The organism is Burkholderia lata (assembly GCF_902499025.1).
GTDB lineage: Bacteria > Pseudomonadota > Gammaproteobacteria > Burkholderiales > Burkholderiaceae > Burkholderia > Burkholderia lata_C.
This window is the reverse complement of the sequence record NZ_CABVPW010000057.1, coordinates 1-23,688: the sequence shown is the minus strand read 5'-3', so window position 1 is coordinate 23,688 and position 23,688 is coordinate 1. Positions and strand designations below refer to the sequence as shown.

At 67.4% G+C, this 23,688-nt stretch carries 23 protein-coding genes; 12 read left to right on the top strand and 11 right to left on the bottom strand.

From position 1 onward, the window contains the following. Positions 1–52: 52 nt before the first annotated feature. Both BDI24065_RS37205 and BDI24065_RS37200 read left to right on the top strand, forming a co-directional pair. Positions 53–1,456, top strand: a complete 1,404-nt coding sequence (locus BDI24065_RS37205; protein ID WP_175035372.1) for an HdeD family acid-resistance protein — start codon at positions 53–55, stop codon at positions 1,454–1,456. A gap of 96 nt (positions 1,457–1,552) precedes the next feature. Next, positions 1,553–2,131 (top strand): hypothetical protein, encoded by a 579-nt coding sequence (locus BDI24065_RS37200; RefSeq protein WP_175035371.1) that lies wholly within the window; start codon positions 1,553–1,555, stop codon positions 2,129–2,131. Between the two features lie 68 nt (positions 2,132–2,199). Here BDI24065_RS37200 and BDI24065_RS37195 read toward each other — a convergent pair whose 3' ends face one another. Beyond that, on the bottom strand, positions 2,200–2,589 hold the full coding sequence (locus tag BDI24065_RS37195) for an OsmC family protein (RefSeq protein ID WP_175035370.1): 390 nt from the start codon (positions 2,587–2,589) through the stop codon (positions 2,200–2,202). Between the two features lie 281 nt (positions 2,590–2,870). On the opposite strand from BDI24065_RS37195, the gene BDI24065_RS37190 reads away from it, so the two are divergent. After that, positions 2,871–3,602, top strand: coding sequence for a ribonuclease T2 (locus tag BDI24065_RS37190; protein WP_175035369.1), 732 nt, complete (start codon positions 2,871–2,873; stop codon positions 3,600–3,602). 48 nt (positions 3,603–3,650) lie between these two features. Here the strand turns inward: BDI24065_RS37190 and BDI24065_RS37185 are convergent, their stop codons facing one another. Next, positions 3,651–5,111, bottom strand: coding sequence for a fatty acid desaturase family protein (locus BDI24065_RS37185; RefSeq protein ID WP_175035368.1), 1,461 nt, complete (start codon positions 5,109–5,111; stop codon positions 3,651–3,653). Positions 5,112–5,172: 61 nt separating this feature from the next. On the opposite strand from BDI24065_RS37185, the gene BDI24065_RS37180 reads away from it, so the two are divergent. After that, entirely contained in the window at positions 5,173–5,883 is a 711-nt protein-coding gene (locus BDI24065_RS37180; RefSeq protein WP_175035367.1) for a hypothetical protein, read from the top strand. 9 nt (positions 5,884–5,892) lie between these two features. Further along, on the top strand, positions 5,893–7,008 hold the full coding sequence (locus BDI24065_RS37175) for a hypothetical protein (RefSeq protein ID WP_175035366.1): 1,116 nt from the start codon (positions 5,893–5,895) through the stop codon (positions 7,006–7,008). Here BDI24065_RS37175 and BDI24065_RS37170 read toward each other — a convergent pair. Together BDI24065_RS37170 and BDI24065_RS37165 are read right to left on the bottom strand one after the other, a co-directional pair. Beyond that, positions 6,996–7,895, bottom strand: coding sequence for a hypothetical protein (locus tag BDI24065_RS37170; RefSeq protein WP_175035365.1), 900 nt, complete (start codon positions 7,893–7,895; stop codon positions 6,996–6,998). The two genes, BDI24065_RS37175 and BDI24065_RS37170, sit on opposite strands and share 13 nt — an antisense overlap. Beyond that, positions 7,892–8,779, bottom strand: a complete 888-nt coding sequence (locus BDI24065_RS37165) for a metal-dependent hydrolase (protein WP_175035364.1) — start codon at positions 8,777–8,779, stop codon at positions 7,892–7,894. Before BDI24065_RS37165 ends, BDI24065_RS37170 begins: the two co-directional genes overlap by 4 nt. A gap of 95 nt (positions 8,780–8,874) precedes the next feature. On the opposite strand from BDI24065_RS37165, the gene BDI24065_RS37160 reads away from it, so the two are divergent. The 3 genes from BDI24065_RS37160 to BDI24065_RS37150 are packed head-to-tail and all read left to right on the top strand — an operon-like array spanning position 8,875 to position 12,552. Then, a complete protein-coding gene (locus tag BDI24065_RS37160; protein ID WP_175035363.1) occupies positions 8,875–9,813 on the top strand; it encodes a fatty acid desaturase in 939 nt (312 codons plus the stop codon). Continuing rightward, positions 9,813–11,411 (top strand): GH3 family domain-containing protein, encoded by a 1,599-nt coding sequence (locus tag BDI24065_RS37155; protein WP_175035362.1) that lies wholly within the window; start codon positions 9,813–9,815, stop codon positions 11,409–11,411. The genes BDI24065_RS37160 and BDI24065_RS37155 overlap by 1 nt, the downstream gene beginning before the upstream one ends. 13 nt (positions 11,412–11,424) lie before the next feature. Next, positions 11,425–12,552 carry an aromatic ring-hydroxylating oxygenase subunit alpha gene (locus tag BDI24065_RS37150; protein ID WP_254609937.1) on the top strand — a complete coding sequence of 376 codons (1,128 nt, stop codon included), beginning with the start codon at positions 11,425–11,427 and terminating at the stop codon, positions 12,550–12,552. Positions 12,553–12,573: 21 nt separating this feature from the next. Here the strand turns inward: BDI24065_RS37150 and BDI24065_RS37145 are convergent, their stop codons facing one another. Both BDI24065_RS37145 and BDI24065_RS37140 read right to left on the bottom strand, forming a co-directional pair. After that, complete coding sequence (locus BDI24065_RS37145) at positions 12,574–13,527, bottom strand: fatty acid desaturase family protein (RefSeq protein WP_175035361.1); 954 nt, start codon at positions 13,525–13,527, stop codon at positions 12,574–12,576. 75 nt (positions 13,528–13,602) lie between these two features. Next, positions 13,603–14,241, bottom strand: a complete 639-nt coding sequence (locus BDI24065_RS37140) for an isochorismatase family cysteine hydrolase (RefSeq protein ID WP_175035360.1) — start codon at positions 14,239–14,241, stop codon at positions 13,603–13,605. Positions 14,242–14,540: 299 nt separating this feature from the next. Between BDI24065_RS37140 and BDI24065_RS37135 the strand changes: the two genes are divergently transcribed. Then, on the top strand, positions 14,541–14,927 hold the full coding sequence (locus BDI24065_RS37135) for a VOC family protein (RefSeq protein WP_175035389.1): 387 nt from the start codon (positions 14,541–14,543) through the stop codon (positions 14,925–14,927). Positions 14,928–14,999: 72 nt separating this feature from the next. Here BDI24065_RS37135 and BDI24065_RS37130 read toward each other — a convergent pair whose 3' ends face one another. From BDI24065_RS37130 to BDI24065_RS37115, 4 genes are all read right to left on the bottom strand, one after another. Continuing rightward, a complete protein-coding gene (locus BDI24065_RS37130; RefSeq protein WP_226213780.1) occupies positions 15,000–15,515 on the bottom strand; it encodes a hypothetical protein in 516 nt (171 codons plus the stop codon). 238 nt (positions 15,516–15,753) lie between these two features. Further along, a complete protein-coding gene (locus BDI24065_RS37125; protein WP_175035359.1) occupies positions 15,754–16,593 on the bottom strand; it encodes a hypothetical protein in 840 nt (279 codons plus the stop codon). Between the two features lie 323 nt (positions 16,594–16,916). After that, entirely contained in the window at positions 16,917–17,291 is a 375-nt protein-coding gene (locus BDI24065_RS37120) for a cytochrome c (protein ID WP_175035358.1), read from the bottom strand. Positions 17,292–17,427: 136 nt separating this feature from the next. Beyond that, positions 17,428–18,342: a glutaminase gene (locus BDI24065_RS37115; protein ID WP_175035387.1), complete on the bottom strand. Its 915-nt coding sequence runs from the start codon at positions 18,340–18,342 to the stop codon at positions 17,428–17,430. A gap of 218 nt (positions 18,343–18,560) precedes the next feature. Between BDI24065_RS37115 and BDI24065_RS37110 the strand changes: the two genes are divergently transcribed. The 3 genes from BDI24065_RS37110 (at position 18,561) to BDI24065_RS37100 (ending at position 21,384) form a co-directional block, all read left to right on the top strand. Continuing rightward, on the top strand, positions 18,561–19,271 hold the full coding sequence (locus BDI24065_RS37110) for a response regulator (RefSeq protein WP_175035357.1): 711 nt from the start codon (positions 18,561–18,563) through the stop codon (positions 19,269–19,271). Positions 19,272–19,335: 64 nt separating this feature from the next. Continuing rightward, entirely contained in the window at positions 19,336–20,466 is a 1,131-nt protein-coding gene (locus BDI24065_RS37105; protein ID WP_175035356.1) for an ATP-binding protein, read from the top strand. Positions 20,467–20,760: 294 nt separating this feature from the next. Beyond that, positions 20,761–21,384: an FMN-dependent NADH-azoreductase gene (locus BDI24065_RS37100; protein WP_175035355.1), complete on the top strand. Its 624-nt coding sequence runs from the start codon at positions 20,761–20,763 to the stop codon at positions 21,382–21,384. Positions 21,385–21,449: 65 nt separating this feature from the next. Here the strand turns inward: BDI24065_RS37100 and BDI24065_RS37095 are convergent. Next, positions 21,450–23,688: patatin-like phospholipase family protein (locus BDI24065_RS37095; RefSeq protein ID WP_175035354.1), on the bottom strand; the 2,239-nt coding region annotated here is incomplete at its 5' end.

Below are 23,688 nucleotides of genomic sequence, written 5' to 3'. Positions count from 1 at the left end.
GACAGGAAACGCGTGACCAGCGCGTTTCCCGAAAAAATGACGAGAGGGCGCGATGGTACGACTGGTCTTGCTGCTGCTGGGCATCGAATACTTGCGTACCCGCTGGCGCGGGCTGACCGTGCTCGGCTGGGTGTGGGTCGTCGCAGGCGTCGTGATCTTCGTCGATGCGCTCGACGGCGCGTTGCATTTTCCGATCCAGATCTTTGCGTGGCTGTTCCTGATCGAGGGGCTCGCGACGCTTGCCGTGGCCGGCAGCGGCGTCGGCGGGCAGCGCATCCTGCGCTACGTGAAGGGGATCGTGGTCGTGGTCGCCGCCGGGCTCGTGTTCGCGGGGCATCACCACGGCCATTTCCTGCTGTCGATGATCTTCGGCACGCTGTTCCTCGTCGACGGGCTGTTGCAGTGCACCGCCGCGTGGATGGTGCGCTATCGCCGCTGGAACGTCGCATTCGCATGGGGTGTCGTCGAGATCCTGCTGGCGATCTTCTTCTACCAGCCCTACCCGACGCACTATGTGGGCACCGTGCCGTACTGCCTCGGCCTGCTGCTGATGTTCGGCGGGATGCACATGCTGAGCCTTGCCGCGCGCGTGCGGCGGCTGACGCGCAATCCGGCGTTCGCGACGTCGCCGGCGCCGGCGCTCGCGCCCGATCTCGACGATGCGCGCGCCGCGCCGCATTTCGCGCAATCCGAATGGGACGGCCCGCCGGCCGACGGCGAGCATGCGCTCACCGTGCACGTGTGGACGCCGACCGGCACGTCGAAGGCCGAAGCGCAGCGCTATCCGGTGATCGACCGCTATATCGCGGCGGTGGACGTCAACGGCGTGATCTCGACCGGGCACGCGGCGCTGGAGTCGCCCGAGGGTGTCTATATCAGCCTGTATCCGGGCGTCGAAATCGATCGTTCTCCGGACGAATTCACGCGCATCCTGCGCGCGACGCGCGAGAACGACGTGCCGGGCCTGTTTCAGCCCGACTACGCGACCGAGTCGAAGGCGTGGTGTCCGTCGACCGTGCGCGTGCGGATCCGCAACTACGACCCGTCGAAACTGGATGCCTTCTGGACGGCGTACCGGCAGAACGTGACGTACAACCTCACATACCGCAACTGCTCGAGCACGGTGTCGAACGCGCTCGAAGCCGCGCTCGACGGTGCGGTGTGGCGGCTGAAGGGCACGCGGGCCGGGTGGGGCGCGTTCGTGCGGCTGCTGCTCACGCCCGAGCTGTGGGTTGCCGCGCAGATCCGCAAGCGCGCGGTGACGATGGCGTGGACGCCCGGGCTGACGCTCGACTATGCGCGCGCGCTCAGCATGCTCGCCGACCCGCGGCCGTTCGCGTGGTGGAAGGTCGCGCGTTCGGCCGTGAAGGCGATCATGGCGTCGCGCCGCACGTGGCGCGAGCAGGACAACGCGGCGCTGTCGCCCGGCGGTTCGGAGGCGGCGTCGATGAAGTGAGCGCGTGCCGCCGGACGCGGGCCCGGCGTCACAGCGGCCGCCACCGTGCGGCCGCGCGAGGTTGCCCGCCACGAGAACCCCCATACGCATACAACAATGAACAAGACGAGAGCATTCCGCATCCTGATTCCCGCTGCCCTGGCGCTGACGAGCGCCGGCTTCGCGCAGGCGAGCGCGGACGAAGTGCCGCGCATGAGCAACGACGTGTACCGCACGTCGGTGTCGTTCTGCTCGAACGTCGCGGCCGCCGAGAAGATCGAGTGCCAGGGCGACATGATCGCCGCGGGCAGCCGGATCGTCGCGGCGATCGGCGGCCTGCCGCCGGCATCCGCTACGTCGATCGACGAAGGCGCGCGCAACAAGCTGCCGGCGGCGGAGCGCAAGGGGCTTGCGCCCGTCGAGCCGGGCGCGATCGACAAGGACGACGACCTCGCCGGTCTCGCCGGCATGGTGCGCCTGTGCGACGTGTACGAATCCGAACCGGCGTCGCGCGCGCGGCATCACGCGGCGCTGAAGCAGCAGGCGCCCGACGCCGCACCGCGCGTCGAGGCGTTGCTGGCCGATGCGTCGACGGCGGCGCGCCAGCGCGTCAGCATCGGCGTGTGGCAGATCCTCGCGCTCGAAGGCCCCGAATCGATCACACGCGCGTGCACGCAGCTGGGCACCGGGTCGTGACGGAACGCGCGCCGTGCACGTATGCGTGCCGGTGTCGATAGCGCGGCGCCTGCGGCGATGCGGGACGGTCAGTCGCTCACGATCGTGGCCGGCCTGATCCGTACCGGTTTGCCCAGCGTGCGTGCGACCGGCGAGGCCTGCGTCGCGTCGTGCACCAGTGCTTGCTGCGCGTGCGACAGCGGTGCCGCGAAGCGTAGCGCGATGTCGAAGCCCGTTTCGCGATCTAGGCGGTCGATAGCCACGTCCACCGTGCAGGAGGGCAGCGTCATGCCCGCGCGTTCCGCGGCCATATCGATCGACATGCAGACACACGCCGCGAGGGCGCTTTCGAGCAGCTCGTGCGGCCGCATGCCCGCGTCGCCGCCTTTGCCCGCCTTGTGCGTGTCCGAGCGCACGACGCCCCGCCCGTTCCCGATCTCGACGCAGTATGGCTTGCCCAGCCGGGTCGCCGTCACCATGGAGAGGTTCCGTGCAGGATGAAGGTGGCGACAGCGTACGCGGGCGCCGCGTGCCGTGGAAGGCAACCGCCGGTACCGGTACCGGTCGTAACAGGCTCGGCGGCACGCGGCGATCCGGCCGGTGTCGATCGTCCCGGTGCATGCCATACATCGGCGCCGCATCGCGAATTCTTTCGTCCACCTTCACATTCGTGCCACGTTGCGTCGGCAACAATCGCAGGCAGACATTCGACAATCTTGCGGCGCATCCCGCGACCGCAAGCCTTTTCCGAGGAAACGCCATGCTCAAGACGCTCGCCCGCGCCGTTGCCGCACTCGCCGTCGCTTCCGCTTCACTGCACGCCACCGCGCAGACCAGCTACGACTACCTGTTGCTCGCCGCGTCGTGGGAGCCCGGCTTCTGCGCATCCCACGACACGCCCGAATGCACGAACCTCGCCGGCACCTATGCGGCGACGAGCCTGTCGCTGCATGGCCTGTGGCCGAACAACTACGACGGCAACCAGCCGTTCTACTGCGGCGTGCCGCAGAACGACATCGACCTCGACAACGCGCACCAGTGGTGCAGCATGGATGCGTACCCGCTCAGCAGCGCGACCCGCAACACGCTGTCGACGTACATGCCGGGCGTCGCGTCCTGCCTCGACAAGCACGAGTGGTTCAAGCACGGCACCTGTTCGAACTCGGCATCGCCCGATGCGTACTGGAACCAGGCGTCCGGCATGATCAGCCGGCTCGGCAATACGTCGTTCAACGCGTTCCTGCAGGCGAACGCGGGCAAGACGGTCACGCGTAACCAGCTGCTGTCGGCGTTCGAAGGCGCATTCGGCAGCAATACGCGCAGCGCGGTGTCGCTGAAGTGCACGAAGACGAACGGCGTCAGCTACTTCACCGAGGCATGGATTGCGGTGAAGACCAACGCGACCACGCAGTTCCCGAGCGCGGCATCGCTCGTGACGGACGGCAATACGCAGGGCACGTGCCCGACGTCGGGCGTGTATATCGCGAAGTAACGAGGCAGGAAGAGGCGGCGCGCGCGGCATCGCGCACGCCGTCGCCCGTTACGGCTTCGGCGGGATGCCCGACCACAGCAGCCGGGCCAGTTCCGGTGCGTCGAGCTGCGGCTCGCGTTCGTCGACCGCATCGGGCAGCGCATGCCACGGCACCGCCGGATTCCGGTGATGCTGCAGATGAAGGTTGATGTGATACGGCCACACGAACACGCGGCCGATCCAGCCCGTGCGCCATGAATACGTCCAGTCGGCCCAGCCCGGTGTCGCGTGCGGGCCGCCGCTATGCTCGGCCATGCTGCGGATCTTCTGCAGCAGCACGGACAGCGTGAGCAGCGGCATGAACCACAGCGCCGCGACCAGCAGGATCGTCCGCGCGGAACAGGCCCATACGAGCAGCGCGACGATGACCGCCCACACTGCCGCGGCCGCCTGGAACGGCGGGCCGAGCCGCGTATTCTGCCCGCCCGCGCGCCGGAACGCCGCCATGTTGCGCACCATGTTCAGCACGAACAGATCGCCGAGGAACTGCCGTGCGAGCGGCCACGCGTCGAGCGGCCGGAACCGCCACGGCTGGTCGTGATAGAGAAACTGGCGCTCCGGGTCCTGCGCGGTACCGAGATGCCGGTGATGCGCGAGATGCAGCGGCCGGTAGAACTCGACGGGTACCAGCCCCGGCACGCCGATCGCGACGTTGATCAGGAAGTCGTTGAAACCGCGGCGGCGCGTGAGGTGATAGTGGGCCGCGTCGTGATACAGGATGAACAGCGCATGCTGCCGCGTTGCGACGACGAGCACGGCAAGCGCATACAGGTACCACGCGCCGAGCGCGACGGCCACCCGGATCGCAACGATGATGCACGCCCATTCGAGCAGTGCGGCCGCGACCGTGCGCAGGTCGACCCTGGCGCGCAGCAATGCGAGCGTCAGCGTGCCGGCCGCGACGCCGATCGCGTTGCCCCATGCGACATCGGCGGCGCGATGCTGGCCGGTGGTCAGGACCGTCACCATCAGCAGCGCGCTCCACGCGGCGAACAGCACGGCCGATCGCCGTCGCAATGCCAGCAGCACGATGGCGATCGCAACCGGCAGCGCGACGTGGCCGCTCGGCGATGCGGCAAGCGGTGAATCGATCCGCTGCAGCCACGCGATCCAGCTGTCACGAGCGGGCGGCCAGGCGACGGCGGTCGGATGCAGCAGATGGCACACGAGGCAAATGCCGGCCGCGAGCGCGCCGGCGAAGAATGCCGGCAGCAGCCATGCGCGGCCGCACCCGAGCCAGACGAGCGCGGGCATCGCGAACAGGTAGCTGAGGTAGAGCGGCACGGTGCCGGGCAGCAGCGGAATCGCGCGATCGAGCGCGCCCGCCGGAATGACCGTGACCGGCCCGAGCGGCACGTGCGTGACGAAGGCGTAGAGCGCGCCCGTCACGACGAGATAGGCGACGAGCAGCAGCCATGGCCGGGCGATCGGCGTGTCGTTCGCATCCTGGCGGGAAACGGCGTTGGACATGGCGGGAGCGGGCGGGTAACGGGCTATCATAGCAAGCTGTTCAGCCTTGCAGGAGTAGCCGATGGAGTTGCGTGCCACCGCCGTCGAACGTGCGGCCCTGGGCCCGGACGACATCGACCGGATGTTCTCGTTGTATGCGGCGTCCTATTGCGATACGGTTCGTGCGCAGTTCGACCGCGACCTCGGCGACAAGACGCACTGCATCGTGCTGCGCGACAGCGGTGGCGCGATCCAGGGCTTCTCGACGCTCAAGCAGTACGAGACGCGCTGGCGCGACGCGTCGATCCGCGTGATCTTTTCCGGCGATACGATCATCGATCCCGCGCATTGGGGCACGCAGCATCTCGCGTTCGCGTGGATCCGCCACGCGGGCGACGTGTGGCGGCAGGCGCCCGCCGTGCCGCTGTACTGGTTCCTGATCTGCAAGGGGCATCGCACCTATCGCTATCTGCGCGCGTTCGCGCGCGACTACGCGCCGCGCGCCGACAACCTGACCGCACCGGCCACGCAGGACCTGATGGATTACCTGGCCGCGAGCCGCTACGGGCACGCGTACGATTCCGCCACCGGCCTGCTGTCGTTCGACACGCCGCAGGGCCGGCTCACGCCCGCGCTCGCGGAGGTGCCGGCCGCGCACCGGCGGCTGGCCGATGTCGACTACTTCCTCGCGCGCAACCCCGGCTACGCACAGGGCGACGAACTCGTGTGCCTGTGCGAACTGTCGACGTCGAACCTGCGGCCGCTCGCGCGCCGGCTGTTCGACGGCGCGTGAGCGGCGCCCATGCGGATCCGTCTCGCGCAACCGGCCGACAACGCGCGCATCCTCGATTTCCAGTCCCGTCATGCGATGCAGGGCAACCTGCCGCTGCGCTTCGACCGTGCGCCCGACTACTTCGCGCTGCATCGCTGTCACGCGCCGCATCATGAGGTCTGGCTCGCGGAGGATGAGCGCGCGTCGCTGAAAGGGCTCGCGAGCCTCGTCGTGCGCGACGGCTATCTCGGCGAACGCGCGCAGCCGGTCGCCTATCTCGGCGATCTCCGGTTGATGCCTGACCGGCGTCTGTCGCGCGAGTGGACCGACTCGGTGCGCGCACGCTTCGCGACGCTGCGTGCCGAAGCCGGCGTGCAGCATGCGTATTGCTGCATGATCCGCGACAACCGGCTCGCGGTGCAGTCGCTGGCGCGTTCGCGGCGCGAGCACCGGCTGCGCTTCTCGCATTGGCACGGCTACGAGAACGTGTCGATCTACGCGCAGCGCGGGCTGTCGTCGGCACCGCGCAGCGTGCCCGGCGTGCGGATCGTCGACGCGCAGCCGCATCACGCGGACGCGCTGCGCGCGTTTCTCGATGCCGAATCGCGCCGCCAGCCGTTCGGCGGGGTGTTTTCCGAGGAAGAATTTGCGCGCCGGCTCGACACGTGGCCGTCGTTCGGCATCGGCGCGTTCCTGCTGGCGCTCGATGCGCACGACAACCTGCTCGGCTGCGTCGCGCCGTGGGATGCCGGCGAGATCAAACGGATCGTGCTCGAACGGCTGCCGTTGCCGCTCGAGGCGATCCGTGTCGGATTCAATGCGCTCGCGCCCGTATTGCGCCGCCCGCGTATCGCGGCGCCCGGCGAGCCGTTGCGCGATGTCTACCTGACGCACCTGCAGGTACGCGACCGCGATCCGTCCGTGTTCGCGGCGCTGCTCGATGCCGCGTGGCTGCGCGTGCGTAATCGCCATGCACTGATGCAGCTGTGCCTGTACGACGGCGATCTGCTCGGGCCGGCACTCGCGCGCTACTACGCGGCGCGGACGCCGATGGATCTCTATACGCTGTCGACCGGCGAACCGGCTGCACCGATCGACGGCCTGCTGGCCGGCCGCGTGCCGGGTTTCGAGATCTACCTGGTCTGAGCGCGCGTGACGTGCAGCAGGTCGGCGAGCGCGAGCCAGAAGCGGCCGGCGTCGAAGCCGAGCCCGCCGAGCACGGGCTGGCCGTGGTCGAGCCGCGGCAGGCAGACCTGCGGGATGCCGGCCATCACCTGGTGTTCGAGATAGAACTGCCCGTCGTGCGCGCAGCCGGGACGATGTCCGTTCAGCCGCCCGTGATGCGAGTCGAAGCGCGTGGATGCCTCGACGGACCAGCTCACGCCATGCACGAGATGCAGGTCGCGCGGCAGCGCGGCAAGCATGTCGCTGACGCGCGGATCGCGCCGGCTGCTGATGTCGCGCGTGCCGGCGTCGGCCCAGCGCGTGCGCAGCATGCGGCGTGCGATGCGGTCGGGCCACGGCGCGGCCACATGCGGCGGCATGCCGTGGCGGAAGATCGTATCGACGATCGCGGACGGGCCGCACGGCGGCTGCATGAGCGCGAGGCCCGAGCAACGCGCTGCGAGCGCCGGATCGCCGACCAGCGCGGCGAGCGTGTCGATGCCGCCCTTGCTGTGCGCGAGCGCGACGAATTCCCCGTCGGCCGGCAGATGCGTGCGCAGGTAGGCCCCGATATGCGCGCCCTGATCGAACACGCCGCGCGCGGAACGCACGGGCACCGTCAGCACGCGATAGCCGGCCGCGCCGAGCGTTTGCCGCGCACCGCGATTGCAGCCGGGCAGCCATTCCGAATACAGTCCGGCGACGAGCACGACCGTCGTGGTCAGCGGCAGGCGGGCGGTGCGCCGCGTCCAGCCGTCGATGAACGCGTCGGTCCGGTCGAGATCGGCTGAGGCCCGCGCGAACGGCGTCGCCGGATAGTAGCGGCGCCAGTCGTCGAACCCGTCGGGCGTCCAGGGCGCGCGCGTCATGCGTGCGATTCCGGTTCGCGTTCGGCGGTAGCCAGGTACGGTTCGAGCGCGGCGCGTGCCGCGCGCAGCGCCGCGTCGCTGTCGAGGCGAGCCGGATGGAAGCGCGGCGAGAACCAGAACAGCCACATCGGCATCACGCGCGTGAAGATGCCCGGCGCGACGAACAGCCAGCGCAGCAGTTGCAGCCAGCCGCGCAGGTTCCAGGTCTGCCCGTCGACGGCGACGAGGCGGTGCACGAAATAGATCAGGTCGATCACGAAGTAGACGGAGATCCCGAGCATGGCCGCACAGCGCACGACGTAGCGTCGTACTGCGTTCGGCATGGCCGCTGCAAACACGTCGAACGCGACGGTCTTGTGCTCGGTCTCCTCGATCGCATGCCAGCGCCACACGGCCGCCATCGTCGGGTCGGCGCCGTCGAGGATCGCCGGGTCGCTCAGCAGCCGGTGCGCGAGGATCGTCGTGTAGTGCTCGAGGCAGGCGGTCAGCGCGAGCCGCGTGACGGGCGATACCTGCCGCGCGGCATTGCGCTGGCGTTTTTCGAGCAGCGCTTCGAGCGCGTCGACCGGCACGCGCTGCGATGCGAGGCGCGCGTTGTAGCGCCGGTGCACGCGGATATGCGACGCTTCCTGCCGCACGAACGCATCGACGTCGGCCGCGAGCGCCGCATCGCCGCCCACCTGGTCGCGAAACGGCCGCACGCTTTCGATGAAGAAGCGCTCGCCGAGCGGGAACATCACGGAAAACGCGTCGAAGAAGCGCGTGACATGGCACGTGCCGCGATACCAGAAGCGCGGAATGCGGCCGTCGATCGCGAAGCGCACGTCGCGGGCCGGCATGCGCGACGCGGTGCTGTCGGCGCTCGGGCGGCGAAACGGCCGCATGCTAGTTCCGCCCCGCCAGGGACGGGGCGCGGGCCGTTTCCGGCGGCTGACGCATCTGTTGTATCCTCCCGTGCAAACAACCGCCATTCCGAGCCATGAACCGACCGAGCGCGCAAGCCGCTGCCGCGCAGACCCGACGTTACGATCGGGCGAACCTGCTCGTGCTCGCGCTGCAGAGCGTGGTGTGGGCCGGCACGCTCACGTGGCTCTCGCATACCGATGCCGGTGCGATCAAGTGGCTCGTGCTCGTGCCGTTCTGCCTCGTGATGCAGGGCGTGTTTTCGATGATGCACGAAACCTTCCACGGGTTCGGGCATCGCCGGCCGATCGCGAATTATATGATGATGTGGTGGGCGTCCACGATGTTCGGCGCGGCCGCGACGCTCATCCACGTGAACCACCTCGGCCATCACGTGCGCAACCGCACGCGCGCCGAGCGCGCGGATTTCGCGACCGCGGACGAATCGCTGCTGCGCAAGCGCATCGAATACTACGCGGCGATCCTCGGCGGCATCTGGCTCGGCAGTTTCGTCGGCAGCTTCGTGCTCGCAATAGTGCCCGGCCGCACGATGCAGCGGCTCGCCGCGCGCGGCGACGACAACACCTACGCGGCTGCTTTCAAGGAATTCACGACGGCCGATTTCCGCCGCATCCGGTACGAAACGCTCGCCGCGGTCGGCGCCTGGCTGCTGGCCGGCTGGCTGCTCGACTGGTCGGTGCCGGCGGTGCTGGTCGCGTATGTCGCGTTCGCATTCTCGTGGTCGTCGCTGCAATGGGTGTACCACATGCGCACGCCGCTCGACGTCGTCGAAGGCACGTACAACATGCGCGCGCCGACGCCGGTGCGCTGGCTGCTGCTGAACTTCAACTACAACCTCACGCATCATCGCCGCCCCGCATTGCGCTGGCAGGATATGCACGCGGTGTCGGACCTGCGCGAGACGCGGCCGCTGTGGTACGGCTGGCTCACGATCTTCGCGCCGCCGCGCCGGCTGCCCGACGATCTCGCGCAACTCGACAAGACCTATTTCTGATGGACGTTTCCGCCCTCAGCCCGGCCGACGCTTGGCGCACGTTCGCGCGCGCCGCGCAGCCGGACGTCGATCGCTGGCAGGCCGGCCTCGAAGCACCGGGCGACATGCAGGCGCGGCGGCTGATGGCGCTGCTCGCCGCGAATCGCGATACCGCATTCGGGCGCCGCTTCGGCTTCGACCGGATCGACAGCCCCGCGCAGTTCCGTGAACGCGTGCCCGTGCATGCGGCCGCCGATTTCCTGCCGTGGCTCGAGCGCGTGTCGCAGGAGCCGGACCCGGTGCTGACCGCCGAGCGCCCGGTGTTCCTCGAACGCACGAGCGGCAGTACCGCGCGCCAGAAGCTGATTCCTTATACGCCCACGTTCCTGCGCGAACTGCAGGCTGCGATGATCGTATGGCTGGCCGACATGTATCGCGCTTGTCCGGCGCTCGGCGAAGGGCGCGCGTACTGGTCGATGTCGCCGCCGTTGCAAGCGCCCGGTGTCGCGCCCAACGGGATTCCGGTCGGCTCGGCGAGCGATCTCGACTACCTCGGCGACAGCCACGCGGCCGCGCTCGCGTCGACGCTGCTCGTGCCGCCGCTGACCGGCGACGCGTCGACGTGGCGGCGCGAGACGCTGCGCGCGCTCGTCGCGGACGAAGCGCTCGCGTTCATCAGCGTATGGAGCCCGACGTTCCTGACGAGCGTGCTGCGCCCGCTGTTCGATGGCGACCATGCCGACGCCGCGCGCGATCTCGCATGGGTCGACGCGTCGCTGCCGGCCGACCGCCGCACGGCGCTGCGCCGCGCGATCGCGGATGGCGATTGCCGTGTGCTGTGGCCGCGCCTGGCCGCCGTGAGCTGCTGGCTGGACGGCCCGAGCAAGCATTACGCCGACGCGTTGCGCGCGCGGTTTCCGCATGTGCAATGGCTGCCGAAGGGGTTGTTCGCGACGGAAGGCGTCGCGAGCATTCCGTTCGGCACGGGCGACGGCTGCCCGCTCGCGATCGGCAGCCACTACCTCGAATTCGTGCGTGACGACGGCAGCGTGTGCGATGTCGATGGGCTGCGGCCCGGCGACGACGCGCAGGTGCTGCTGACCACGGGCGGCGGGCTGTATCGCTATGCGCTTGGCGATCGCGTGCGCGTGGTCGGCATGACCGCACGCACGCCGCGTATTGCGTTCGTCGGGCGCGCGGCGGCGAGCGTCGATCTCGTCGGCGAGAAGCTCGACGAACAGATTGCGGCCGAAGCGCTGAATCGTGCGCGCGGGCAGTACGGCGAAGTCGGCGCGTGCATCGTGCCGTGCGTTGCGAAAGAAGGGCGGCCGCATTACGTGCTGTGCGTTGCCGGCGACATCGGCACCGATGCAGCCGATGCAATGTGTGCAGCCGTCGAAGCCGAACTGATGCAGACGTTCCACTACGCGCATGCACGCCGCCTCGGCCAGCTCGGCCCACTGCGGGTGCGCCGGCTGGGCCGATCGCCGGCGCGGCTCGGCGACCTGCAGCAGCAGGCGGCCGAACGGGCCGGCATCCGCGCGGGCGACGTGAAGCCGTGCGTACTCGTGACGCGGTTGCCGATGGCCGATGCGCTGCTGGCGATGACGAATGAATGACGCGATGAACGACATGATCGAACCACGTGGATGCGGGCACGACTGCCCGTCGCGCGACGCGGCGGGCGGGCACCAGCATGCGCAGCCGGCCGACGGTCTGCACGAGCAATGGTTCGTCGCGTGCACCGAACGCGAACTCCCGCGTGACAAGCCGCTCGGCGTGAGGATCCTCGATACCGGCATCGTGCTGTTCAGGCAGCGCGACGGCCGGATCGCCGCGCTGATCGACCAGTGCGTGCATCGCGGCACGCGCCTGTCGGCCGGCAAGGTCGACCGCGACACGCTCGTGTGCCCGTATCACGGCTGGCGCTACGACGGCGAAGGGCAGGTCGTCCATGTGCCGAGCATCGACGGCACGCAGCCGACCGGCACGCCCGGCCGCTATCCGTTCCGGCAGCGCACGCTGCCCGTGCAGCTGCTCGACGGGCTCGTGTGGGTGTATCTCGGCGCTGGCGATCCGTCGGCGCGCGCGATCTTCCGGATGCCGTTTTGCGACGTCACGCCGTGGCAGTCGTACTACATGGTCAACACGTTCGACGGCGACATCGCGATGCTCGCGCAGAACTTCATGGACGTGCCGCATACGGTATTCGTGCACGACGGGATCTTCCGCAGCAGCCGCGGCCAGGCGATGGAAGCGACGGTCGCGACAACGCCGGACAGCGTCGCCGTCACGTATCACGACGGCGACGACAAGATCGGCTTCTGTCTCGACTGGCTCACGAACCCCGATCGGGTGCCGCTCGCGCACGTCGACCGCTTCATCGCGCCGAACGTGACGCGCTGCGACTACCTGTGGGGCGAACGTTCGGGTTTCCTGATCGTCAGCCAGATCACGCCGATCGATGCGCGCCGCTCGCGCGTTTATACGTACATCGCGTATCGCTTCCGGCTGCCGCGCTGGATGCTGCGCGCGCTGCGGCCGCTGTTGAACCTGTACACGCACCTCGTGATCCAGCAGGACGTGCGGATCATGCGCGCGCACCGGCAGGGCCTCGACAACGCGCCGGGCTTCCGCCCGCACAACGTGCGTGCCGACATCGTGCACGTCGCGATCGACCGGCTGCTCGATGCGGTGAAGCGCGGCGAGCCGCTGCCGGCCGCGCAATGCGGCGAGAAGGTGATGCGGTTCGAGCTGTAGGCGCCGCGCGGCGCAGGACGTCTAGCGCGTGGAGCCGGCCTGGCCGGGGGCGGGCGGCGCGAATGCGGTGCCGTCCGTGAGGTAGCGGTGCACGGCCGGCAAATGCTCGAGCGCGAGCGCCGGATACGCGTGATGCACCTGGTGATAGCCGATATTGCGCGGATACAGCACGAGCTTGCCGATCCAGCCGAACGTCATCGTGCGTGTCATGTGCCAGATGGATTCCGGCGCGCGTTCGTCGATCTCGACGTGCTGGTGTTCGAGCAGCACGCGGTTCGCGTTCATGATGCCGCCGACGATCCACGGCAGTCCGTAGTACGTGAAGAACGGCAGATCCCAGTGCACGACGGCCGCGATCGCGAGCAGATAGCCCGCGCAATGCGGCAGGTCGGCACGCGCGCATGCGATGACTTCAGGGTGACGGCGCAGGTCCTGGCGCGAGCGGTCCTGCATGAAGCCGCGCGCATACCACGGCCGGAACGCGGGCCACGCGAGTGCGAGCGGCGCCATCAGCGCGCGCAGCGGCCACCAGACCGGCAGCAGCGCGCCGCGCAGCATCATCACGCGCTGCACCCAGCCGCCACGCGCGGCCAGCCGGTGCAGGTACGGATCCTCGGCGGTGCCGACCGCGCGGTGATGGCGCAGGTGGTGATAGCGCATCGCGGCGATCGACGAACCGATCGTCCAGCCGGCGAGCGCTTCGACGAGCGCGAGCGGCAGCGTCATGCGCCGCATCGGGAGATGGCAGGCATCGTGCAGGATCACGCCGAATGCCTGCAACCGGCCCGCGATCAGCAGCACGGCCGCCGCATAGACCAACGGATTCGGGATGAAGTGGATCGCGGCCCAGCACAGCAGAATGCCGAGCCAGTCGACGCACGCATAGCGGACGAGCCGCCACGGCCGCGCACCGGCTGCGAACGGCAGCGTGCGGTTCAGTTCGGCAGGCGTCGGCAGGGCGGATGGCGTGGACATTCGATGAGGTCGGGCGCGCCGTCGGCGGGATGGCGCGCATGCAGGCGTATCGGTCGGCAATATACACCGGATTCTTCAGACGACGAGCAGCCGTAACGCGTCCGCGAGCGACAGCACCGTCGTGCGCGATTCGAAGGCGGTGGAGAACAGGTGCTCATGGACTACCGGGTCCGGGTCGTAGCAGCAGTCCTTGACCGTATACAGGCGGAAGTCCGCATCGCTCGCGTGGGCGATCGACGACAGCATCACGCCCGTCGACGCGATGCCGACCATGATCAGCGAATCGACACCTTGCTCAACCAGCCGCGCCTGCAGATCGGTGCCGAAGAACACGCTGGCGCGATGCGCGACGATCAGCGGCTCGTCGGGCCGCTTGCCGAGTTCCGGGCACGGGCCGTCGTTGATGAAAAGGCCGAGCTGCTTGATGCCCTGGCCATTCTTGTTGCGCGGGCTGACTTCCGGATAGCCGGGGCTGAACCGGAGGTTCGCGAACCAGACGCCGATGCCGCCGGCCCGCGCTGCATCGCAGAGCCGGCGCGTATTGGCGAGCAGCTCGGGCGCGACGGACGGAAAGAGGCCGAGGATGTCGGTCTGGTAATGCATGACGAGCAGCGCGGTGCTCGACGGCACGATGGCGGGAATCGGCGCGTGTGGGCTGTCGCCGGGAGTCGTGCGGGTTGCCGTTGCGATATTCGGTGCGTGTTGCCGAGTCATGAACGAGGGTCTCCGATAGCCCGCGGGGAATTTCAGCGTTCCCGATTTGTACCGGAAAATCGGGTCGGCCGCCGATGCGATTTTCGTAGGGGCGTTTTGCCGCGTCGCGCGGCGCGCAATATACTGGCGTGCGCTTGATCGACCCACGGTCGTTCGGGGGAGTGCGATGCCGATGTCGATAGTCGGCCGCAGCTGCCCGTCGCTGCCGGCTTGCCGCTCTCGCGCGGATCGTGCTTGAAGCGGCAATACCCGGCGCGATGCCATTTCAAGTCACGTTGCGCCAACACGAGCTACACGTCATGCCAGTTACCGGATTCAGTCACTACAATCTGCGCGCGGATCGGCCGACACTCGATTCGCTGCGCGATTTCTACGTCGACATCGTCGGCTTGCACGAAGGGTTTCGTCCACCGTTCAAGAGCTTCGGGTACTGGTTGTATGCGGGCACGCAGGCCGTGCTGCATCTTTCGGAGGCGCGGCCGGGCGAGTCGCGCCCGTCTAACGTTGCGAATACGTTCGATCACGTCGCGTTTTCCTGCGCAGACCCCGACGAAATGGCGCGTCATCTGACCGACGCCAACGTGGCATTCACGCGTGCGCACGTTCCGCTCACCGGCCAGGTGCAGTTTTTCTTCCGCGATCCGGCCGGCAACGGCGTCGAGCTGAATTTCGCGCAAGCCGAGTGAGCGCGAGGGGCGTTTGCTGTCGAGCGGCGCATGTTTTGTTGAGCGCGTGCCGGGCCTGATGGCGCGGATCCCCTAACGCGCCAGATCGCAATGAATCTGCAGGCTTTCTGTTGCGTTGCGGTGAATCTGAAACCCGTGCCGCATCAGCTCGCCCTGGATCTGCGCGAGGGCCGACGCGCATCGACGTACACGGCGCTGCTGCCAGAAGGGCGGCGTGAATACACCCAGCGGCAACATCCGTACGCGCCGACCGTTCACGCTGAATGAAACGTCGATGTGCGTTCCGTCGACATCGTGCCCGTTGCTGCCGAAGATATCGGCCAGCTCGTCGCGGCGGGCGGGATAGAGCAGGCGGAACGCGCCGATTCCCAGTGCGCGAAACTGACGGCGGGCAAAGCCGAGCCCGGACGCCCGCGGCTCGTAGCCTCGTGTCAGGATCAGGCAGATGCCCGCGGGCAATGCGGCCTGAATCGCCTGCAGCTTGCCCAGGACATCCGCGTCCACGTGGACGTGTCGGGAGGGCCAGCGCGGCCGGATCTGCACGCCGGCGTGGACACCGGGCGGCAGCTTGAGCAGATTCGAATGCATCGTGAGTAACCGTGGGCGCAATGGGCCATAAGCGACGGACATTGCAGGGCAATTCGTTCATTCAGCGTCGCAGCTCGTGCCGATATCAACCGGCCGCCGCCGTTGCCACGGGTCAATCGTGTGCGGCACCGGCACGATCAACAGAACGGCCGCCTCGAATCGGGCGTCAACCATTCCAGCACCCGCGTGCCGGTACGCGGGCAAGATGAACCGCGTGCGGGTACTGCTCGCCGCCTCGTCAATAATTTCCAAAGAGCTTGAGACTGCCGTCCTGCTCCCTCGATACCATGATCTCTGTCCCGCGGCGTAGTTCGTGGTGACCCACACGTTGGTCGACGGCCAGGATGCAGGTGAATCGTTCGAATGTGTCGAATTCAAATGGCCCTGCGTCACATTCAATGCCGAAGATTTTCCACGAATGAGGCAGCTTCCCCGAAATCGACTGGCCGACGATGCCGTCGATTGCGAATGCCTTGACGCGGGTTCCGGCGGGGAGATCGATCTCGCGGTTTCGAAACCCGGAGGCAAGCGTGCAGTCCACGTTGTCCACAATCTTTTCAAAGTCGAAGGCTGAGTGCTCCCGGCCGTGCGTAAATGGGCCGGGCGCGCACTCGATTCCGTCGAACGATGCCGGCTTCGCAAGCGTTCCCCAGGCAAGGTAGCTCGTCTTGTTGTCGATACGAGACACCATGAAGTCTCCGCTCACGGTCAGCCCGAGAAGCGGTGTGTTCGGCGGGACGGTGCCGCGATTGACCGAGTGTGGCGCATACTCGGCCAGGACAACCGTCGAGCCCGGCGGGAACGTCATCCCGTCGAATACCTTTGCCCGTGTGAGGTGATGGGTGTACCAGGCGGTTTTTGCATGGTCATAGCTGTCGGCAATTGCACGATTGTTGAACAGCGCGACAACCTGCACGAACACCAGGGCGCAGAGAAAGACGACGCCGCGCTTCCAGGCTTTGTGCGCGCGAACGCGACCGATCAATCCGAAGGCCGCGACGATCAGCGTGAGCGGTATGGTGACGGCAAGCGTCAAAAAAAGCAGGATCGCCAGCTCCGATATTCCGTACAACGCCATGATCGAGTCTCCGGTTGATCAGTTTCTGCCGCGATCCATGTTGAAGTGCTGTCGGTACTGCCCGGATCCTGGTGTCGGGCAGACGCGCAGCGAGCATGGCTTGTGCGTCGGGGCTGCTATTGGAAGCACTGTAATCCGGGCCGTTCGCCAGGCGTGGTCTGCTTATCCACGGCCTTCTTGGTATGCCAATGGCGCCACTTTTGAGGCCGAATCAGTCGTACCCGATACCATCGCCTCAAAAAATCGACCTTCCCGAGTAAGTCGTCAACCCCTCCACCGCCAGCGTCCCGGTACTCCGGAAATATAAACGCACGTCGAAATATTCAATTTCTTAAAATCAATCCGCTCATATATTGATTCAAGTCGCGAAAATCTTTGACCGTCCAGGGGTGAGGCGGCAGTTTTACACCATTCTCTCGCAACGTTTTCGGAATCAGGTCTCCGTTCGGGCGAAGTATGACTGACGAGACGATAACGCCTGGATAATCGTTGAGTCGTTTTTTGAAGGCGGGCGTCGTAAGATCGGGCGTGGGCGGGTTGCTTTTGTTGGCCAATGGTCCGGTTCCTCTGGCATCCGCTCCGTGGCACATCGCACATCTCGCCAGGAAGATCCTTTTTCCGTTATCACTATCCGCGAAGGCTGGTGACGTTTGAGCCAGCAATGACATTCCCAATGAAGCGACGAGGAGTATTTTCATTTTTCGTGATCTCGTTGAGTGAGCCGGCGCATGTCCCGGTGGGGTCGATTGCTGCCGAACGGCGAGTTCCCCATTGAGCGCGCCAATATTCACCTACCGCCGTTCCGCCAGATAAGGCGCGCTTAACCCCGCCGCATCAAAAAATCGACCTTCCCGAATAAGTCGTCAACCACTCCAGCGCCAGCTGGCCTGCCAGCGAGTTCCCGTTCGCATCGAGCCCCGGCGCCCACACGCACACGGCCATCTCGCCCGGCAGCACCGCGACGATCCCGCCGCCGACACCGCTTTTCGCGGGCAGCCCGACGCGGTACACGAAATCGCCCGCCGCATCGTAAGTACCGCAGGTCAGCATCAGCGCCGACAGCCGCTTCGCGGAACTCGAATCGACGATCCGCTCGCCGGTCACCGGCGCGACGCCGCCGTTCGCGAGGAACAGCGCGGCGCGCGCGAGCTCGACGCAGTTCATCGTGATCGCGCACTGGCGGCAATACGCATCGATCACCGTGTCGGGCGGCATCTGCATGTTCCCGAAGCTCGCCATGAAGTGCGCCATCGCGCGGTTGCGCTCCGCGTGCTGCAGCTCCGACTGCGCGACGCGCGAATCGTAGTCGATGTCGTTCGCGCCGATCAGCCGGCGCACGAATTCGACGAGCGCCGTCTCGGCTTTCACGAAACGGCGGCACAGTACGTCGGTGACGACCAGCGCACCGGCGTTGATGAACGGGTTGCGCGGCTTGCCGCGCTCGCTCTCGAGCTGGACCAGCGAGTTGAACGCGTTGCCGGACGGCTCGCGGCCGACCCGTTCCCACAGTTCGTCGCCCAGCAACTGGAACGCGAGCGTGCACGCGAACAGCTTCGAGATGCTCTGGATCGAGAAGCGCTCGTATGCATCGCCGACCGTGCAAACGTTTCCGTCGAGCGTCACGACGGCCATCCCGAACTTGTCGGCGGGCACTTTCGCGAGCTCGGGGATGTAATCGGCAACCCGCCCCTGGCCGATCCAGGGGGCGAGTTCGGTGTGGATGCGTTCGAGGATCGTCTGGTAATTCATCAAGTCAGGGGGGCAGCGCATGGCCCGGATTCAGGCGAGCCCGTATGGAACCGTCCCGGCGCCGATTCGTCAAGCGCGGACGATATCGCGCCCTTATTTTCAAGACCTCTAAACAGGCAATCGGCGGGCGCAGTATCATGCGGTACGTTTCGGCCAATGGCCGGCGTCCGGCACCGGCCGGCGCCGCCGCGGCTTCCCCGATGACCCGACCGTTGCCCATGTCTTTTCGCATCCTGCTCGTCGAAGACGACACCCGCCTGTCCACGCTGATCGCCGGCTACCTGCGCAAGAACGACTATGAAGTCGACACTGTGCTGCATGGTGACGCCGCGGTGCCGGCGATCCTGTCCATTCGCCCCGACCTCGTCATTCTCGACGTGAACCTGCCGGGCAAGGACGGCTTCGAAATCTGCCGCGAGGCGCGCAAGCAGTACGACGGCGTGATCATCATGGTGACGGCCCGCGACGAGCCGTTCGACGAACTGCTCGGCCTCGAGTTCGGCGCGGACGACTACGTGCACAAGCCGGTCGAGCCGCGCATCCTGCTCGCGCGGATCAAGGCCCAACTGCGCCGCGCGCCCGCGCGCGTGGCCGAGAGCACCGCGCCGCAGCCCGAGCGCTACGCGTTCGGCAAGTTCTCGATCGATCGCACCGACCGCTCCGTCGTGCTGCCCGACGGCAGCACGCCCGACCTGACGTCGGCCGAATTCGACCTGTTGTGGGCGCTCGTGTGCCATGCGGGCGAAGTCGTCAGCCGCGACGACCTGATGCTGCAGTTGCGCGGCGTCGAATTCGACGGCCTCGACCGCACGATCGACGGGCGCATCTCGAAGCTGCGCCGCAAGCTGCGCGACGACGCGAGCAACCCGCAGCGGATCAAGACGATCCGCTGCAAGGGTTATCAATTCAGCAAGCACGCGTGGGAATGACGCGGCGTTCGTGCGACGCCGTCACGTTCCGCGCGGGCCTTCCACCCGCCGGCCGGGAGCCGAGATGATCCGACGAACCCGTTCGCACCCCGATGCACCGCCGCTGCCGACCCTGCGCTACGTCAAGTGGCGCTGGCTGCATTTCCGCCGCGCGTGGACCGATACGCGCGCCGACCGCATTCCGAGCTGGTCGCGCCTTTACGTGCGTACCTACCTGCATCTGCTGGGCCTCGTGCTGCTGACCGCGCTCGTGCCGGCGCTCGCGCTGTGCGTCGAATTGTCGCCGCAGGTCGTGTGGCATGCGTTCGACTCGCTTCCCGGCGACGTCTGGATCGTGCTCGTATTCGTGTTTGCCGCACCCGCGCTCGCCGCGTACCGGTGGATGCGGCCGGTGTGGTCGGATCTCGTGATGGTGCGCGAGCGCGCGATCGATTTCACGGGCGGGCGCTTCAACACGCGCGCGCGCGAATCGCACAGCGTGATCATCGGCCCGCTCGCGCGGACGCTGAATGCGCTCGCGATGCGCATGGAACGGCTGATCGCCGCACAGCGCGATCTGACGAACGGCATCTCGCACGAGCTGCGCACGCCGCTCGCACGCGTGCGTTTCGCGCTCGAAATGCTGCGCGAACCGAGTTCCGCGGCCGAATACCAGGGCGCGCTCGAGAGCATCGCGCAGGACGTGACCGAGCTCGAGGAACTGATCGACATGAGCCTCACGTATGCGCGGCTCGAATACAGTTCGCTGCAGTCGAACCTCGAGATGACGGCGCCCGTCGCGTGGTTCGAGCATCAGGTCAACGATGCGCAACTGCTGTATCCGGAGCGCGCGATCGAGTCGCGCATCGCGATCGCGTCGGACCTGCGCGTGAAGATGGACCGGCGGCTGATGTCGTATGCGATGCGCAACCTGTTGCGCAACGCGAGCAAGTACGCGAAATCGCAGATCGTCGTCGGGATCTCGCTCGTGCACGGCAACATCGGGATCTTCGTCGAGGACGACGGCCCCGGCGTGCCGGAGAGCGAGCGCGAGCGGATCTTCGACGCCTTCGTGCGCCTCGACCGCCGCACCGGCGGCTACGGCCTCGGCCTGTCGATCACGCGGCAGGTGCTCCATGCGCACAACGGCCGGATCGCGGTCGTCGATCCGGTCGAACTCGGCGGCGCGCGCTTCGAGATCAGCTGGCCGGTCTAGCGATACGCCGCACGCACCTCGACAGCAACAACACACGACAGCCGCGCGCGCCGGATTCGAGCGCGTCGCCGGCCTTTCCCGCCGCACCTTTCCCGTCTCGACACCGCCCCGCACCGCAATCGCGTGACGATTCGTTTGCCGCGCGTGCGCGCTTTGCATTACGATTGCAATTGCAACTATATGGGCGGGCCGATCCGTGACAGCGGAGGCGGGCGGCCTGCGACGCAGCAGTGAAGCCGGGGCCGCCACGATGGCCGCCCCCTTGTTCATGCATTCCTGTCCGGGTCACACATCATGCGGCTTTTGAATATCGTGTCTTCTCCCCGCGGCGCCAGGTCGGCTTCGATCGCGGTTGCCAATGCCTTTGTCGATGCGTACCGGCAGACGGGCGCTGCGATCGACGTCGATACGCTGAATGTCTGGGAAGAAGACTTGCCGGACTTTGACCGCGACGCGATCGGCGCCAAGTACAAGGGCGTCGCCAACGCGCCGATGGATGAGGCGGAGCAGTCGATCTGGCGGCGCATCCAGTCGCTCGTGAAGCGCTTTCAGGAAGCGGACCGGATCGTCGTGGGCGTGCCGATGTGGAATTTCGGCTATCCGTACAAGCTCAAGCAACTGATCGATCTCGTCAGCCAGCGGAACATGCTGTTTACGTTCGACGGCAATGCCTACGCGCCGCTGCTGGAGATCCCGCGCGCGCTGGTCATCCATGTGCGCGGACAAAGCCGGGAAACCGGCGCGGGCGCCGACAATCCCGGGTTCCGGCATCAGGCCGACTACCTCGAATTCTGGTTGCGGTTCATCGGTGTGAGCGACGTCAGGAGCCTGACCGTCGAACACACGTGGAGTGCGCGGGCCAGCGACAGCATCGAACGGGCACAAGCCCGGGCGGTCGCGATGGCCGCGGAGTTCTGATCCGGGCGGGCGGAGTGGCGGAGTGGCGGAGTCGCGGACGCCGCCGAAGCGGCATCCGCGCACGCTCAGTACGTGCGGCCGAGCTGCAGGTAGAAGTTGCGACGGCCGCCGGGCGCGAGCGCCACGCCGATGTAGACGGGCCCGAACGCGGTCGACAGGCTCGTGAAGAACGTATAGCTCTGCTTGAGCGCGCCGCCGCCGATCTGCTGGCCGCTCGACCAGACGTTGCCGACTTCCGCGCTGGCGCCCACCGACAGCGCCTTGATCGGCGACGCGTTGAACGTCATCAGCTGGTTCATGTAGGTCACCTGCGCATACGCGAGCTCGTTGCCGTTCAACTGGTCGGCTGCATACGCGGACAGATGCTGGAAGCCGCCGAGCGTGAAGTTGAACGCGTTGATCAGGTTGGTGCCGCCGATGCTCTTGCCGCCCTCGATCGTCGCGCTGACGCTGTGCCGGCCGAACTGCTGCGCGACCATCGCCTTGCCGTAGATCTCGGTGTAGGGCGCGGTGTTGATGCTGTCGTCGAAGTCCGACGCCGAGCCCCCGTTGCGCGACACCAGCGAGCGTTCGACACGCAGCTCGGTGAAATAGCCCTTGCGCGGGAACAGCGGATCGTCGAGCTGGTCGATGACGAGCCGCGCGCGTGCGGTCAGCGCCTGCGACGTGAAGCTGGGCCACAGCAGCTGCTGGCCGCTGCCGTCGTCGAGCGGCAGGTTGTAGGTCGGCGAGCCGTGCCCGGTCACATAACCGATACCGATCCGGAAATCGCCGAGCCGCCCGATCGGCAGGCCGAGATCGAGCCCGGCGCGCGCGGTCTGCATCAGGTACTGCGTGATCTTCACGTTGCCGCTGTCGTCGTACAGGTTCGCGTAGCGGCGCTGGTATTCCGCGTAGGGCGACAGATAGACGCCGTAGGCCATCGACAGCGGCTGGCGGAACTCGATGCGCGCGGATTGCAGGTCGCTGCCGATCGTCGTGTCCGCGCGGAACTCGAGCCCCGATTCGGTGAGCCATGGCCGCCGATAGCCGACGTGCAGGCGGAAGCCGCCCTCGTCGGTCGAGCTGCTCGACATGCCGAGCCCGAACAGCAGGAAATTCGGCCCCCAATATTTCTCGCGCGCGTTGATTTCCAGCACGTTTTCGTCGCCGTGGCTCACGATCTGCTGCGTGACGCTCTCGAAGTTGCCGCCCGTCGTGAGCCCGAGCAGGTCCTGGCTGACGGTGTCCGGATCGTAGATGTCGCCGGGTTTCACGTGCAGCGCGTTGCTGACGACCCGCTTCGGCACGCCGCCGGTGGTCTTGATGTCGATGCGCGTGATCCGGATCGGCGGCGGCAGCGGCTGCGCGTGCGCGGACCGGTAGGCCGCGTACTGTTCCGGCGTGAGCGCGAAGCGCTTCAGCTTCGGCAGCGCCGCGGTCGCGGCGGCAGCGCCTGCGGCGATCGCCTGCTTCGCGTTCTGGAAATCGGTGAACGCGAGCGCGCCGAGGTCCGGCGTGAGCAGCACGTCCTGCGCGTCGAGCTGCTTGCGCTGCGCGGTCACGTTCTGGCGGATCAGGATGCCGACCATCTGCTGCATCACGTCGGCGGGCGACGCGAGCGCGTCGAGCGGGCGCAGTTGCGAGCCGATGTCGACCGCGATCACGACGTTCGCGCCCATCTGCCGCGCGGTGTCGACGGGCAGGTTGCTGACGAGCCCGCCGTCCACGAGCGCGCGCCCGTTGATCTCGGCCGGCGCGAACAGGCCCGGCATCGCCATGCTCGCGCGGATCGCGAGCGGCAGCGAACCGTGGTCGAGCACCACCATCTGGCCCGTCTGCAGGTCGGTCGCGACCGCGCGGTACGGGATCGGCAGGCGGTCGAACGGCTGGTTGGTCGGCACGGCGGCCGTCCAGTTCGCGAGCAGCGCCTGCAGCCGGTTGCCCTGCACGAGGCCGACCGGCGCCTTCACGCCGTTCTTGCCGAAGCCGAGCGTCAGCCCGTTGATGTACAGGCGTTCATCTTCCCGGCTGGTTTGCGGCAGGTCCGCGCGCTCCGTCACGTCGAACGCGATGTCCGCGAGGTTGACCTCCGACAGCCGCTTCTGCATCTCGCCGGCGGCCATGCCGCTCGCGTACAGGCCGCCGACCACGGCGCCCATGCTGGTGCCGGCGACGCAGTCGATCGGGATGCGGTTGTCCTCCAGCACCTTCAGGACCCCGAGGTGTGCGTAGCCGCGCGCGCCGCCGCCGGACAGCACGAGGCCGATCGACGGGCGGCCGGCCGGGCCGCCGTCGGCCTCGCAGGTGTGCCCGGCTGCGGCG

Bases quoted from the DNA above. Each gene is read 5' to 3' on its own strand.
- BDI24065_RS37205 (WP_175035372.1), top strand. From the start codon at position 53: ATGGTACGACTGGTCTTGCTGCTGCTGGGCATCGAATACTTGCGTACC.
- BDI24065_RS37200 (WP_175035371.1), top strand. From the start codon at position 1,553: ATGAACAAGACGAGAGCATTCCGCATCCTGATTCCCGCTGCCCTGGCG.
- BDI24065_RS37195 (WP_175035370.1), bottom strand. From the start codon at position 2,589: ATGGTGACGGCGACCCGGCTGGGCAAGCCATACTGCGTCGAGATCGGG.
- BDI24065_RS37190 (WP_175035369.1), top strand. From the start codon at position 2,871: ATGCTCAAGACGCTCGCCCGCGCCGTTGCCGCACTCGCCGTCGCTTCC.
- BDI24065_RS37185 (WP_175035368.1), bottom strand. From the start codon at position 5,111: ATGTCCAACGCCGTTTCCCGCCAGGATGCGAACGACACGCCGATCGCC.
- BDI24065_RS37180 (WP_175035367.1), top strand. From the start codon at position 5,173: ATGGAGTTGCGTGCCACCGCCGTCGAACGTGCGGCCCTGGGCCCGGAC.
- BDI24065_RS37175 (WP_175035366.1), top strand. From the start codon at position 5,893: ATGCGGATCCGTCTCGCGCAACCGGCCGACAACGCGCGCATCCTCGAT.
- BDI24065_RS37170 (WP_175035365.1), bottom strand. From the start codon at position 7,895: ATGACGCGCGCGCCCTGGACGCCCGACGGGTTCGACGACTGGCGCCGC.
- BDI24065_RS37165 (WP_175035364.1), bottom strand. From the start codon at position 8,779: ATGCGGCCGTTTCGCCGCCCGAGCGCCGACAGCACCGCGTCGCGCATG.
- BDI24065_RS37160 (WP_175035363.1), top strand. From the start codon at position 8,875: ATGAACCGACCGAGCGCGCAAGCCGCTGCCGCGCAGACCCGACGTTAC.
- BDI24065_RS37155 (WP_175035362.1), top strand. From the start codon at position 9,813: ATGGACGTTTCCGCCCTCAGCCCGGCCGACGCTTGGCGCACGTTCGCG.
- BDI24065_RS37150 (WP_254609937.1), top strand. From the start codon at position 11,425: ATGATCGAACCACGTGGATGCGGGCACGACTGCCCGTCGCGCGACGCG.
- BDI24065_RS37145 (WP_175035361.1), bottom strand. From the start codon at position 13,527: ATGTCCACGCCATCCGCCCTGCCGACGCCTGCCGAACTGAACCGCACG.
- BDI24065_RS37140 (WP_175035360.1), bottom strand. From the start codon at position 14,241: ATGACTCGGCAACACGCACCGAATATCGCAACGGCAACCCGCACGACT.
- BDI24065_RS37135 (WP_175035389.1), top strand. From the start codon at position 14,541: ATGCCAGTTACCGGATTCAGTCACTACAATCTGCGCGCGGATCGGCCG.
- BDI24065_RS37130 (WP_226213780.1), bottom strand. From the start codon at position 15,515: ATGCATTCGAATCTGCTCAAGCTGCCGCCCGGTGTCCACGCCGGCGTG.
- BDI24065_RS37125 (WP_175035359.1), bottom strand. From the start codon at position 16,593: ATGGCGTTGTACGGAATATCGGAGCTGGCGATCCTGCTTTTTTTGACG.
- BDI24065_RS37120 (WP_175035358.1), bottom strand. From the start codon at position 17,291: ATGAAAATACTCCTCGTCGCTTCATTGGGAATGTCATTGCTGGCTCAA.
- BDI24065_RS37115 (WP_175035387.1), bottom strand. From the start codon at position 18,342: ATGAATTACCAGACGATCCTCGAACGCATCCACACCGAACTCGCCCCC.
- BDI24065_RS37110 (WP_175035357.1), top strand. From the start codon at position 18,561: ATGTCTTTTCGCATCCTGCTCGTCGAAGACGACACCCGCCTGTCCACG.
- BDI24065_RS37105 (WP_175035356.1), top strand. From the start codon at position 19,336: ATGATCCGACGAACCCGTTCGCACCCCGATGCACCGCCGCTGCCGACC.
- BDI24065_RS37100 (WP_175035355.1), top strand. From the start codon at position 20,761: ATGCGGCTTTTGAATATCGTGTCTTCTCCCCGCGGCGCCAGGTCGGCT.